Source organism: Candidatus Izemoplasma sp. (genome assembly GCA_036172455.1).
Lineage (GTDB): Bacteria > Bacillota_I > Bacilli_A > Izemoplasmatales > Izemoplasmataceae > JAIPGF01.
Genome location: JAXKVY010000003.1, coordinates 167,502 through 180,197, shown reverse-complemented (window position 1 = coordinate 180,197; position 12,696 = coordinate 167,502). Strand labels below are relative to the sequence as shown.

Below are 12,696 nucleotides of genomic sequence, written 5' to 3'. Positions count from 1 at the left end.
GACTTCTAAGTTAATCATTATTGCGTGATCTCATAAAGTAATTCATTGTCATTCGCGTTAATCGTTAATGTGTCACCGGGACTTAACGCACCTTTAATAATGTGTTTCCCGACAGTGGTTTCGATATGACGCTCAATATACCGCTTAGTAGGTCGTGCGCCAAAGGTTGATGAATAAGACGCGTCTCTAATGAATGCTTTTGCGCGATCTGTCACTGATAAGGTAATATCTTGTTCGTTTAGTTTATACTCTAAATCATGCAGTAATAATTCAATAATCTGAATCATTTCATCTTTAGTCAGTGGTTTAAATAAAATGGTATCATCAATACGATTTAAGAATTCAGGTTTAAAGTGTTTATGAAGTAATGCTTCAACCTCACTTTTGGCTTCGTCTGTAATATTACCGTCTTGATCGATGCCATTGAGTAAATGTTGGCTACCGATATTACTGGTCATAATCACAATCGTATTTTTAAAGTTAACAGTTCGTCCTTTACTATCCGTTAACCGTCCATCATCTAAGAGTTGTAATAAGGTATTAAAGACTTCTGGGTGGGCCTTTTCGATTTCATCGAAAAGGATCACTGAGTATGGTTTACGCCTAACTGCTTCTGTTAGTTGGCCACCTTCATCATGCCCGATATAACCCGGTGGGGCACCGATAAGTCTTGCGACAGTATGTCGCTCTTGATATTCACTCATATCAATACGGATCATATTGTGTTCACTATCAAAGAGTGTTTCTGTTAATGTTTTAGCAAGTTCTGTTTTCCCCACTCCGGTAGGCCCTAAGAAAATAAAGCTCCCGATAGGTTTTTGTGCATCTTTTAATCCACTACGGGCACGTAAGACCGCATCACTCACTAACGTAACAGCCTCATCTTGGCCAATTACACGCTTGTGTAAGATATCTTCTAAATGTAACAGTTTCTCACGTTCACTTTCAACGAGTTTACTAACGGGGATCCCTGTCCATTTTGAAACAATTTCTGCGATTTCTTCTTCGGTGACTTCCTCTTTTAACAGTTCATGATCAGTCTGTTCACTTAATGCATCTAACGCTTTTTCCTTTTCAGGTAAGTCACCATATTTTAGTTTGGCAAGTTTTTCTAAGTCATACGCTTTTTCTGCTTCTTCAATCTGACGTTTGATTTGGTCAATTCCTGCCTTGAGTTCTTTGATGTGCGCAATTGATCCTTTTTCTTTATCCCATGTTGCCTTTAAGCGAGATAGCTCTTGTTGCTGGTTTGATAATTCTTCTTCAATGCGTTTGAGTCGTTCTTTAGAGTCTTTATCACTTTCTTTTTTGAGCGTTTCACGCTCAATCTCAAGTTGTAAAATCTTACGGTTTAACTGATCGAGTTCTGCGGGCATTGAATCGATTTCAGTTCTGATGAGCGCAGCCGCTTCGTCCATGAGGTCAATTGCTTTATCCGGTAAAAAACGATCACTAATATATTTATTAGATAGGGTTGCGGCGGCGATTAAGGCATTGTCTGTAATTCTAACCCCATGATGAATTTCAAACTTTTCTTTTATCCCACGTAAGATACTAATCGTATCTTCGATATTGGGTTGATCAATCATCAACGGTTGGAAACGACGTTCTAAAGCTGCGTCTTTTTCAATATACTTCCGGTATTCATCGATGGTCGTTGCGCCAATACAATGGAGTTCTCCTCTAGCAAGTAGTGGTTTTAATAAGTTCCCGGCATCCATCGCACCTTCTGTTTTGCCTGCGCCAACAATCGTATGGAGTTCATCAATAAAGAGAATAATCCGTCCATCGGACTTAGTGACTTCATTTAAGACGCTTTTTAAGCGTTCTTCAAACTCACCACGGTATTTTGCTCCTGCAATTAAACTTCCCATATCAAGGGCAAAGATGGTTTTATCTTTCAATCCTTCTGGAACATCTTCATGATAAATCCGTTGCGCTAAGCCTTCGGCAATAGCGGTCTTACCGACCCCTGGTTCACCGATTAAGACTGGGTTATTTTTTGTTCTACGACTTAAGATTCGAATTGCCCGTCTAATCTCGGTATCTCGACCAATCACAGGATCGAGTTTCCCCTCTCTTGCTAGTTCGACTAAGTCACGCCCATATTTTGTTAAGGCATCATAACTTTGTTCAGGTGAATCACTGGTGACTTTTTGGTTACCTCTGACTTTTTTGAGTTCGCCTAAAAAGACCCCTTTTGTAATATTATGATTTTTTAAGAGCGTATAGACATCGGTCCCTTTAGTCTCTAACATACTTAAAAAGAGATGTTCAACAGAAAGGTATGTATCTTGAAACTGTGACATCTGTTTTTCGGCATTCACTAAGATTTGTGACGCAAAGCGAGACATATAAGGTTGACGATCAGTCCCCGTGACTTGTGGAAGTTGTCTAATGTGTTTATTCACGTCTGATTTAAGTGCCGTTAAATTGGCATTCATATTATGTAATAATTTGGGTATTAACGCCGACTCATCATCTAACATCGCTAAAAGTAAATGGATATCTTTTATCTCTTGATGATTATGTTCAAGCGCTAATTGATTGGCATTATTAAACACTTGGCGTGTGGCTTGTGTCATTTGTTCTGGTTTCATTGGTTCTCACGTCCTTTTAGAGTAAAAACACTTCAAGTTGCCTTGAAGTGTTTTTTGAGTATTAGTCGATGTCAATCATATACTTGTTTACTTTTTCTTCAAGTTTTGGTGCATGAATTGTTAAGACACCATTATCTAATTTCGCTGTGAATTTAGATGGATCAACATCTTTTAAGTGGAGTCTACGTTCATAAGACTCGACACTGCGTTCTCTGTGGATATAATCTTTCACGTCTTCTTCAGTTTCTTCTTCGCGATTAACTGAGATAATTAATTGTTCATCTTCAAAGTGAACACTGATATCTTTTTTGTCAATACCTGGCATATCGGCATCTACTATATATTCGTCTCCTGTATCTCTAACATCAAGTTTGAAATTGCGATAGCCATAATCGCGTTCACTGAAGAAATCATCGAATAGATCAAATACATCACGATATCCACGATCATTTCTATTCACTGCATTGGTTCTGTAAGGTGTTAATCTAAACATAGTTATTCCTCCTTATTTTGTTTTGTTGGCACTCTCTTTTGTTGAGTGCTAACAACTTTACATTTATATAATATCACATTTCTTTATTTTGTCAACCCCCGTGATTAACTTTTTTTAATATAAAATAAAATGCGCTTGTTTAAGCGCTTTAAGAAGAATATAATTGTTGTATTTCATCTAGTTAATATCACAAAGATATGGTATAATAGTATCGTTTAAAGGGGGATTATATATGTCAATACAACGTTTTTTTGGTCACGATATTGATTATTCGAAGGCCGCGACCATGTTTACGATTCATCATTTGTTTTATGTTATTTGTGCCGTCATCGCTGTGGGGACAGCGATACTGTTTGGCAAAAAGATTCACGACTTAACTAAAGAAGATGTAATCAAGCGGGGGCTTATTATCACACTCATTATCTTAGAGGTAGCGTATCATATTCATAACTTTACTTATCCTCGATTAAGTCTACCATTACATATTTGTTCTATTGCCGTCTTTTTAAATATATGGCTACTACTGACTGACCGGCAAGATGTCTTCAAATATGCCTTTTTCTTTGGAACACTCGGTGGCTTAATGGCTCTTGTATTCCCAAATAGTTTAGGCTACACATACTATAATGTTAGATATTATCATTTTATGCTTATTCATATGATTATTATCTTTATTCCTTTATATTATTATAAAGCCTATGATTATCGTGTGGAGTATAGCGATTTGCTCACCGTTTATAAACACGCATTTATGATCGGTGTCGTGATTTATTTAATCAATGCGATATTATTAAGACTTGGATTTGATGCGAATTATTGGTTCATTAACTACGTACCAACAAATGTTGAAGAGTTATTTCCACTCTATCAACTCTATGTCTTTGTCCATTTGAGTGCCGTTTTTATCACAATGAATATTTTGTATTATGTCACGCACTATGTACCAGACACTTTAAATTTAAAACCAGGAAACTAAAAAACGGACAGATTGTCCGTTTTTTTATTATCTCTCCCAAAGGAAAGAGCCGCCTCTCGGCGGCCCTTAAGGAAGGGGATGTGTGAATAAATAAATTATTCACCATGCTATGTAAGGGATAAGTGTAGGATCTCTCCTACGCTTATATTATAATACATTTTAAATTAGTTTACAAAGCATTTTGCTTTCTTTTTTTTATAGAAATGAGTTTCTTAGCCAAGCTGTGCGCTATTCAAAGAAGTAATACATTAACAGTTTGGTTAAGCTGTAATTATCATCATCTATAAGCGCAATTAAGGCATCATAATCAGCTTCTGTGGTGATTTCTCCATTAGTTAAGTAAGATGCTAAATCACTTTCACTAATTGATTCTGTAAAGACTAAGACATCTGTTGCGTCATCGCCACCTACCCAGTGTAATTCAACGGTATACTCAGTACCATCCCAAGTAACAGTTGATTTAGAGTCATCGATCACCGCGCTGGTCTCAACCCAGTAATCAAATTGATCTAGCGTTCTTGCCGTATTCACAATGGCTGCTAAATCTGTATTGTTCGACATATCATACATTTCAATATCATATAGTAAACTTTCAACTTCCCAAATCAGATTGAGTTTAGCATGTTCTGTGAGTAATGCGTTCGCATCATCTAACTCTGTTGGTAATGTAACAGTCGCACTGTCTGTCATGGTTATATTGATTGTAAATTCATTCACACCTGTAAAAATATCATTTTTCGTGTCAGGGGTGAATTCAATATCACTTGAAATATCATTATAGTTATCTGTCACAAGTTGATCTGCGAATGTGGTTAAATCAATCATCATGTCCATACGATTAATATTGTTTGGATCATATTCCATTGTCATATCAATAGGTGCGAGTCCTGATAATTCATTCATCGCTTCTGTATATGGCATGATATCATCACACGTATCAGGTGCACCGTCTTGACATTCTAAGTGAGATGTATAATCATTGATCATATCAACTGGCAATGTTTTAAAGCCACTGAGATAAGTATAGGCATCTTCGACGAATTCGGTATAGACACTTTCATACATTGATGGTGTCAAATCCATTTCAACAAGTAACGTTGTCTCCTCAGTCCGTGATAATGTACCAGTCATATCCTCATGATTTAAATAATACTCTAAATTAAGATAAGGATCAAATTGATCTAAATTATTCAAGGCATATTCAATATCGTCACCATAGTCACTGTATTGTTCTAAGTAAAGGACAGTTGGACTAAATGGTGCGAGCAACAGTGCCATATTTGGTGCCGTTGTACTTAATGATGTCACATACGCATCAAAGGTCGTTTGTCCAGCACGCATCGCAAGCAATAAACTGTCAACATTTAAGGTTTCTGTTTGAAGCGCGTCGGGATCAATTTGTTGGATATTGGTTAGCCATAATTCACCATCAAAGTGTGGAATTTGTCTGACAGCTTCTTCAATATGAGGGTCACCCCAAATAATCTCAATCACACCTTCTAAGACGGTATTATTGTTAATCGATGTCATCAGTGTTTCTAGTTTAGGATAAACATAGCCTTCAACTAATATTTCAATATCTGTTACACTTAAGTTTTGTAAGAATAACGTTAAGCCACCTGTGTTTAAATCATTTAACATCGCATTGACATCAATGACTTCACCATTATGCGATAACGCTTCAAGCGCAGTTTGATGTGTGGTTAAATATGCAATGATATCTTCTTTTTGATTCGCTATGTCACTTGCGTCCCAAACCATATCTTGATAATAATTATCATTTGTCCCATCATCTTCTTGCATTGCAGCCCATTCTAAGGCAGCAACTTCTTGAGATGTAAGACTATTAAACCATGTTTCAAAGTTTGTCGCAGCTTGGTAACTCGTGAGTAAGGTATCTGAATCAATGCCTTTATAGTAAGCCATCTCTCCAGTATCATTATTGATTAGAGTGAGTACCGCTGCTTCTATCTCATTCACGTGGGTTAATTCACTCGTTAAGAACATAAACATGTTTTGTTCAATGGTTGGTTTAACCACCAATTCTTTAAAGTCTGTCATTTCTTGGGGGGTTAAATTGTTTAGCCAATACTCAGTTCCGTAGTTAGTTAATGTGTCATTGGTTAATATATTGGCTGCGTCCGAAATAGTAATGCTTCCCACAGTACCGTTCACTGTTCCATCACTCGCATCGATTTGATTGAGTAAATTGACAATCATTGGTGCGACATTTGCCTGGTCAATCGCCAGCAATAAACCGTCATAGTCAATTGCTTGTAACTTGGTTTCAAACCCTGCCACATCTTCATTGATGACAAGGGTTGTGAATAAGTCATCTAAGTTAACATTATAGGTTGCGGATGTAATGCCTAAGGCATTATCTATCTCAGCTTGTGCGTTAACAAAGACATCATGTCCAACATCATCAAAGAACATATCGGCTAAAATATCTTTCATCATTTCAATTTGAATCATGTTTTCAATGGTATCATCAAATTGGAATAAGACATACTCAGATTCAAAGCCCATCCACGCGAGTTCATTTTGCGCAGTTTGATCAAGTTCTGCCACAATTGGTGCTCTTTCAACATAGACATGAACGCCCATATCAACTTCTTCAAAGTACATGGTAATATCGATACTTTCTTCACCATCTATGTCTAAGACCACATGGCGCTCTAATATCATCATGCCATTATTGTCCACAAATTTATCAGTAATGACTGCGTCGATATAATGCGTTTCATCAATATCTTCAGTCACCTCTAGGTATAAAGAAGTCGTTTGCCCTAATGCACTACTGAAATCCATAGAATTAATCGCAGTAGATAAAAATGTTAAATCACCGGAAACATTATAGTTTTCGATCATTGTATCAATCAAAATTTCTTCTGCCGTGCGGTCGTCATCGTCATCTGGGATGACTTCTTCACACGATGGATCATCAGGGTTTTCTACACAGTTCACAATATCATCGACATCCTCTTCAGAAAACATACCACATGCCGATAACGATAAAACCATGAGCCCAATTAGAAATAACCCTAATAATTTCTTCATTAATAACACCTCTCCTTTTAATTTTTCTTTCTATCTTTATTATAACAAGCGCATATGAATTTTTTGTGAATTTTACTTCGAAATATAAAATATCGAATTATTTTGGTGTTTTTAGGAGAAATTGCTTATAATAATATTAAGATGAGGAGCGTTAATCATGCGATGGATAATGATTGATCAATTCAGAAAACTCAAAACGCATTGGTTTTACGTTATAAGCCTTGGCCTGTTAATCATTACGATCAGTGCGACTTACACTGTCATGAAAACCAGTGTGGATCGCCTTGATCAAAACTATGATGCGTTTTTAAAGACCCAACAGGTTGAAGACTTTTATTTTAGCATGGGCGATATTGATTTAAATTATCTCACAGGGAGTCAAACCATTACCTTATGTCAAGAACTTGATATCTTGACAGACTGTTCATTAGCATTAGCGCAACCACATAATTCTATCCTGCAAAATGAATTAAATATCTTGGTCAATCAAAAAATTAAAGATGCGCCAGACGTCTATGACAGGATTGTTCAAGACGCGATTACTATCTTTGAAGATCAGTACAATTATACCGTTGAAAAACGGGTAACAAAGAATATTATCGATGATCCTTATATCTATAAATTCATCAGTATCACCGAGTCTATCAGTATTCCTTATATTCATGAAGGAAGGCTACCAAATACCACTGGTGAGATTGCTATATTTCAGGTGTTCGCAGAGGCAAATGATTTAGAAATTCATGATACGTTAGAGATTGATGGGACCTTTTATACAATTACTGGTTTTTTCTATCAAGTCGATTTTATCTATCCTATCTTTAGTTTATCAACCATTGAGTTTGATCCGAATGTTCAAACATTGGTCTTAACGACCGAGGAAACGATTAATCATTTAGGTGGCTTTGCCTTTACGAAGTATCATGTCAAAGGCGATCTTGTGGAATTGATTGGTGATGTTGGGTATGATGAATTAATGAATGCTGATTACTCGCGGTTAAATCAAGGGATGCGCATGGTTCAGATTGTATTTCCTAAGGAACTAAATTACCGGATTATTGCGCTTGATGAAGAGGTCACGAACGCTAGAGTATTTATGAATACTTTTTTACCGGTCTTTTATGGATTAACGTTACTTATTATAACCCTGTTTATCACGCGATATATTAAAGATAATAAAGCCGATATTTTAATATTTAAACAACTTGGCTATACTCAAAAAGAAATACATCTAGGGCTTTTTACACTCCCTTTACTGTTAGGGTCGTTAAGTGTATTAGGTTACGTGATTGGCCTAGCTTTACACCCTTATATTTTTAGACTATATAGTGCACGTTATTTATATCCGAAAGCACCATTTCAGTTTGAGTTTACGATTTTTCTGTTCACTGTCATTATCCCGTTCATGTTCATTCTTATCGTCTCTTACATCACAATACATAAAGCGCTATTGTTTAAAACAGTGACTAAGAAACGGTTTATATTTAAATTTGTCCCCATCAAAACACTCGTTTATACCCTCATTCTATTTTTAAGTATTGGGGTGTTTGTCCATGTCGGTGTTCTTGCGAGTAATATGTTTTCTGATTTTATTGATACCACGAAAACAGGCAATCATTATGAAGAAATGATTAACTTACAATATTATGAAAATGATCCTTTGAAAGATTCGTATGAATCTTACACAAAAGAAACGATCACTATTACCTCTATCAATCATAACGAGATTACACCAAAAAGAACCATGCTTTATGGCATTGACTCTGACACATCATTAAAACGCTTGATTGATGACGATGTCACTAACAATGCATTACTTTTAGAAGGCATTATTATCAGTGACTATTTAAGTACACAATTAGCGTTAGACATGGGTGACTCAATCAGTTTCACACTTGGGTCGGTGTCATTAACCAAAGAGATTGTGGGTATCTCTAATGAACTCATCGATAGTAATATCTTTATGTTAAAAAGTGAGATGTTAGCTCAATTAGGATTCAATTATGATGCGTATAACGGTATTTATACAACCGATCATACCTATGATCATCCTTATATTACCTCACGGATTGATTACAACGCTTCTGTCGATCAAATGGCTGATGTCTTGACCATCAGTACGTATATCTTAAATGTCTTATTAACGTTAAGTGTCATCATTGGTCTATACTTGTTTATTTTAGTCATGATTGAATATAATGATACCCAATCGATTAATATTGCGATTTTAAAAAGTTTAGGTTACACCTTAAAAGAAATACATATTCGATATACATTGCCACTTTATATTGGATTTGTAAGTGGTTTTATCCTGAGTATCCCTGTATCAACTTATCTTATCCAACAGCTATTAAACGTCATCATTGAAACTATCGGTTTTAAACTTGTGTTAGACATCAACCCTGTATCATTCGGCATCGTTTTCATCGCATCACATTTCTTTTTCGGTGTTTTAGTGTTCATTGAACAACGACGTTATGACCAAATAAGTATCCATGAACTCTTGAAAAAAGAATAAGTTGAAGAAATCCCTTAAAGAAGTATTCTTTAAATCTTATTGACAAATTGACCATGTTAATGATAAACTTATACTACGAGAGTATTATGAGAAAGGATGATTCCATGAGCGATCAGGCTTTAACAAAGGAAGAACGTATTCTTGAGGCTGCGATTATAGAATTTGCACAGAAGGGATATAAAAAAGCGTCCACCAACAGTATTGTTAGAGACGCTGGCGTATCAAAAGGACTACTCTTCCATTATTACATTTCGAAAAAAGAATTGTATATTACCGTCCATCAACATATTTTGGATGTTTTTCGTAATGAACTGTATGATGGAGTGAATTTTGCTGATCGTGATGTCTTTCATCGATTAAGCGCGACGACTGTTCAAAAAATCTCTTCTTATATCCAACACCCTGAGTTTATGGCATTCTTAGAAAAACTCACTCAGGTCAAAGAAAAAGAAATCAAACAACGTTGCCAAATACAATCCGAGCATGAACAGATGATCATTTATAACAAACTATTCAGTAATATTGACTACTTCTTATTCGATGAGAAAGTCAACATCGAAAAAACCTTGAATGTTGTCCGTTGGACCATTGATCGGATCTCACAAGAATGGTTTGCGGATAATGACAATCAATTTAAAGAAGACGCATTTGGTGAGTTAGAAAAAGATATCGAAGAATATATTGATTTATTTAGAGACGTATTTTATAAGTAAAGACACTTCAAGTGTCTTTTTTTATGCCGTAAATGGCAAGATAATAATCAATGACCCTAATACTACGAAAAGGACAATTAAGAATGTGCCCACAAATAATACAACTGACAATACGACGTTCATAAGACGTCTCATGAAACGACCATGTTTAATCTGAAAGACAAACTGAACGAGATGAATCATACTTGTTATCATCATCACAAATTTAACAATGCCATCCACTAATAAAATAATAATCACAACTATTGCCGCAACAACACTCGTTGTGGCAAATTCAGTGATGATCCATAAAGAAAAGACCGTAAAGAAATAACTAAATAGAATAAAACGCGTCAACTGTTTTGGCGATTTAAACATGATATCACTCCTACGTCTTGATAACTTTAGTATATCTTAAAATATAAATATATGCATTAAAAAACAGGCTTTCGCCTGTTATTTTAAAATAATTGTACAATGTAGTAAGTAATTACCCCTACTGAAGTACTTAAAAATGTTCCCCACGCTAAATCAACAACTGTCACGAGTATTGGCCAATCTTTTAACGTTGCCAAATTGGTGAGATCATACGTTGCATACGTGATAAAACCAAATAGCATGCCTGAGATAATTACACCACTAAGATTACCATCTATATTAGGCATAAGCACAAAATAGACAATCCCAACAACAAAGATGAGATAAAAGATTAACGCCGCAATAAAGTTTGGTGTCTCAGTCATTAAATGACCGATTTGACTCTTATAAAACTTTGGCGCAACAAGTCCTAGCCATATCGCATCAATCGCTAAAAAGACAATAAATGATATCAAATATAATTTAATAAAACCCATACAATCAACTCCTTAAATGTATTATACTATATCTTGTCACTTTCTGGAACCCTAATACGCGTTTTAAATTTAGATTATTTTGATATTGACAATAGTGTGCATTATACACTATAATAGTATTGAGGTGATACGATGGGAGATAACACACTCGATAATTTAATTCAAGAGTTAAGAAAAGGCACCTTAGTGCTTGCCGTTTGTTCACAGTTATCAACTCAACACTATGGTTATAGTCTTGTTGATACGTTACAAAAAAAGGGGTTAGATATTGATAAAAATACGCTTTATCCCTTACTTAGACGACTTGAAAAACAAGATATTTTAACGGCCACTTGGGATACAAAGCGTGCTCGACCACGAAAATACTATCAACTTAGTACGTATGGTAAAAAGATTTATGCATCACTTAAAGACGAATATCATGCACTACATAAAGTAATAAAACAATTAATGGGGGAATGAACATGACGCTTATAGATAATTATTTGTATCAGGTAAAAAGGTATTTACCCTTAAAAGAAAGAGATGACATCATCAAAGAATTACGCGCAAACATTTTAGAACAAGTTGATGAAAATAACGATTAATCAATCATTGATGTCTTACAGGAAATGGGACATCCAAGAGATGTCGCTAGGGAGTACCGGGGAAGTACCACCTTAATCAGTAGAGATTTTGAACCAATCATTGAAATGATGATCAAAATCATTTCAATCGCATTACCTCTTTTGTTGTTGTTTGTGAATCTGATTGAATTTTTAGTCTCACATAATTCCTTTACAACGATGGAGCTGTTATTGCACTTAATGTATCAACTCCCTGTCATCATCAGTACATTGTTATCGATGATTGGTATGATTTTCATTGTCTTTGTCTTAATTGAACGGTATATTCAACCAAGGTTTACTGTAGACCATGACACATTCGACCCAAGAGATTTACCAGACGCACCAACAAAAGTATTCAGAACGAATCTTGTTGGAAATATCATAGGCATTCTCGTCAACGTTGCTATATTGTATATACTTAACTACCAGCAAGGATTGATTGCCATATATTTTGAAGGCAATCAAATCCCTTTACTTAACGATCATTTCAGTCGCGTATTACCACTGTTTAATATTAGTATCTTTATTTCAATCATTATTCACACCACCCAAGCATTCTTACGGCGTAAAAATTATTTTACAAAAACGATGGCATTAATGAATGGTATCTTTGTCAGTATTATCTTGATATACATGGCAACACAAAACATCTTTAACATGACACTCATTGAAGGCTATAATTTAGATATTGTGACGGATGTGGTTAAATATGCCCTCATCTTCACCGGGGTTGTCGTTCTCATCGCATCTATTTTAGACTACTTAAAGATGTTTGTTGATTTTGATAAGTTATCACAAAAAAACGGCTAATATTAGCCGTTTTTAAATTCTTTTGGATTATTTTCTTAAATACAAATATCAAGTTCATCAACTTCTGACAATCATCAAAGCAAAAATC

The 12,696-nt window shown here is 35.4% G+C and carries 11 protein-coding genes; 6 read left to right on the top strand and 5 right to left on the bottom strand.

Annotated elements, in window-relative coordinates; all coding sequences use genetic code 11:
* Positions 1-17: 17 nt before the first annotated feature.
* A complete protein-coding gene (clpB, locus tag UMR38_06260) occupies positions 18-2,600 on the bottom strand; it encodes an ATP-dependent chaperone ClpB (protein MEC9485461.1) in 2,583 nt (860 codons plus the stop codon).
* Between the two features lie 61 nt (positions 2,601-2,661).
* On the bottom strand, positions 2,662-3,093 hold the full coding sequence (locus UMR38_06255; protein ID MEC9485460.1) for an Hsp20 family protein: 432 nt from the start codon (positions 3,091-3,093) through the stop codon (positions 2,662-2,664).
* 232 nt (positions 3,094-3,325) lie between these two features.
* Between UMR38_06255 and UMR38_06250 the strand changes: the two genes are divergently transcribed.
* The gene (locus UMR38_06250) at positions 3,326-4,069 is read left to right on the top strand and encodes a TIGR02206 family membrane protein (protein MEC9485459.1); all 744 of its coding nucleotides are present in this window, start codon (positions 3,326-3,328) and stop codon (positions 4,067-4,069) included.
* A 228-nt stretch (positions 4,070-4,297) separates the two neighbouring features.
* Here UMR38_06250 and UMR38_06245 read toward each other — a convergent pair whose 3' ends face one another.
* Entirely contained in the window at positions 4,298-7,129 is a 2,832-nt protein-coding gene (locus UMR38_06245) for a hypothetical protein (protein ID MEC9485458.1), read from the bottom strand.
* Positions 7,130-7,286: 157 nt separating this feature from the next.
* On the opposite strand from UMR38_06245, the gene UMR38_06240 reads away from it, so the two are divergent.
* Together UMR38_06240 and UMR38_06235 are read left to right on the top strand one after the other, a co-directional pair.
* Positions 7,287-9,644, top strand: coding sequence for an FtsX-like permease family protein (locus tag UMR38_06240; protein ID MEC9485457.1), 2,358 nt, complete (start codon positions 7,287-7,289; stop codon positions 9,642-9,644).
* A gap of 104 nt (positions 9,645-9,748) precedes the next feature.
* On the top strand, positions 9,749-10,357 hold the full coding sequence (locus UMR38_06235; protein ID MEC9485456.1) for a TetR/AcrR family transcriptional regulator: 609 nt from the start codon (positions 9,749-9,751) through the stop codon (positions 10,355-10,357).
* A 21-nt stretch (positions 10,358-10,378) separates the two neighbouring features.
* Here the strand turns inward: UMR38_06235 and UMR38_06230 are convergent, their stop codons facing one another.
* Positions 10,379-10,714, bottom strand: coding sequence for a hypothetical protein (locus UMR38_06230; GenBank protein MEC9485455.1), 336 nt, complete (start codon positions 10,712-10,714; stop codon positions 10,379-10,381).
* Between the two features lie 83 nt (positions 10,715-10,797).
* Positions 10,798-11,190: a DUF2177 family protein gene (locus tag UMR38_06225; GenBank protein MEC9485454.1), complete on the bottom strand. Its 393-nt coding sequence runs from the start codon at positions 11,188-11,190 to the stop codon at positions 10,798-10,800.
* Between the two features lie 132 nt (positions 11,191-11,322).
* Between UMR38_06225 and UMR38_06220 the strand changes: the two genes are divergently transcribed.
* From UMR38_06220 to UMR38_06210, 3 genes are read left to right on the top strand one after another with little or no spacing between them, the layout of a single operon-like run.
* Positions 11,323-11,652: a PadR family transcriptional regulator gene (locus UMR38_06220; protein MEC9485453.1), complete on the top strand. Its 330-nt coding sequence runs from the start codon at positions 11,323-11,325 to the stop codon at positions 11,650-11,652.
* Positions 11,653-11,654: 2 nt separating this feature from the next.
* A complete protein-coding gene (locus UMR38_06215; GenBank protein ID MEC9485452.1) occupies positions 11,655-11,777 on the top strand; it encodes a hypothetical protein in 123 nt (40 codons plus the stop codon).
* 24 nt (positions 11,778-11,801) lie between these two features.
* A complete protein-coding gene (locus tag UMR38_06210; protein ID MEC9485451.1) occupies positions 11,802-12,608 on the top strand; it encodes a hypothetical protein in 807 nt (268 codons plus the stop codon).
* The last annotated feature ends 88 nt before the right edge of the window (positions 12,609-12,696 follow it).

What these genes read in the sequence shown, in the direction of transcription:
- clpB (MEC9485461.1), bottom strand. Translation starts at nt 2,600, where the DNA reads ATGAAACCAGAACAAATGACACAAGCCACACGCCAAGTGTTTAATAAT.
- UMR38_06255 (MEC9485460.1), bottom strand. Translation starts at nt 3,093, where the DNA reads ATGTTTAGATTAACACCTTACAGAACCAATGCAGTGAATAGAAATGAT.
- UMR38_06250 (MEC9485459.1), top strand. Translation starts at nt 3,326, where the DNA reads ATGTCAATACAACGTTTTTTTGGTCACGATATTGATTATTCGAAGGCC.
- UMR38_06245 (MEC9485458.1), bottom strand. Translation starts at nt 7,129, where the DNA reads ATGAAGAAATTATTAGGGTTATTTCTAATTGGGCTCATGGTTTTATCG.
- UMR38_06240 (MEC9485457.1), top strand. Translation starts at nt 7,287, where the DNA reads ATGCGATGGATAATGATTGATCAATTCAGAAAACTCAAAACGCATTGG.
- UMR38_06235 (MEC9485456.1), top strand. Translation starts at nt 9,749, where the DNA reads ATGAGCGATCAGGCTTTAACAAAGGAAGAACGTATTCTTGAGGCTGCG.
- UMR38_06230 (MEC9485455.1), bottom strand. Translation starts at nt 10,714, where the DNA reads ATGTTTAAATCGCCAAAACAGTTGACGCGTTTTATTCTATTTAGTTAT.
- UMR38_06225 (MEC9485454.1), bottom strand. Translation starts at nt 11,190, where the DNA reads ATGGGTTTTATTAAATTATATTTGATATCATTTATTGTCTTTTTAGCG.
- UMR38_06220 (MEC9485453.1), top strand. Translation starts at nt 11,323, where the DNA reads ATGGGAGATAACACACTCGATAATTTAATTCAAGAGTTAAGAAAAGGC.
- UMR38_06215 (MEC9485452.1), top strand. Translation starts at nt 11,655, where the DNA reads ATGACGCTTATAGATAATTATTTGTATCAGGTAAAAAGGTATTTACCC.
- UMR38_06210 (MEC9485451.1), top strand. Translation starts at nt 11,802, where the DNA reads ATGGGACATCCAAGAGATGTCGCTAGGGAGTACCGGGGAAGTACCACC.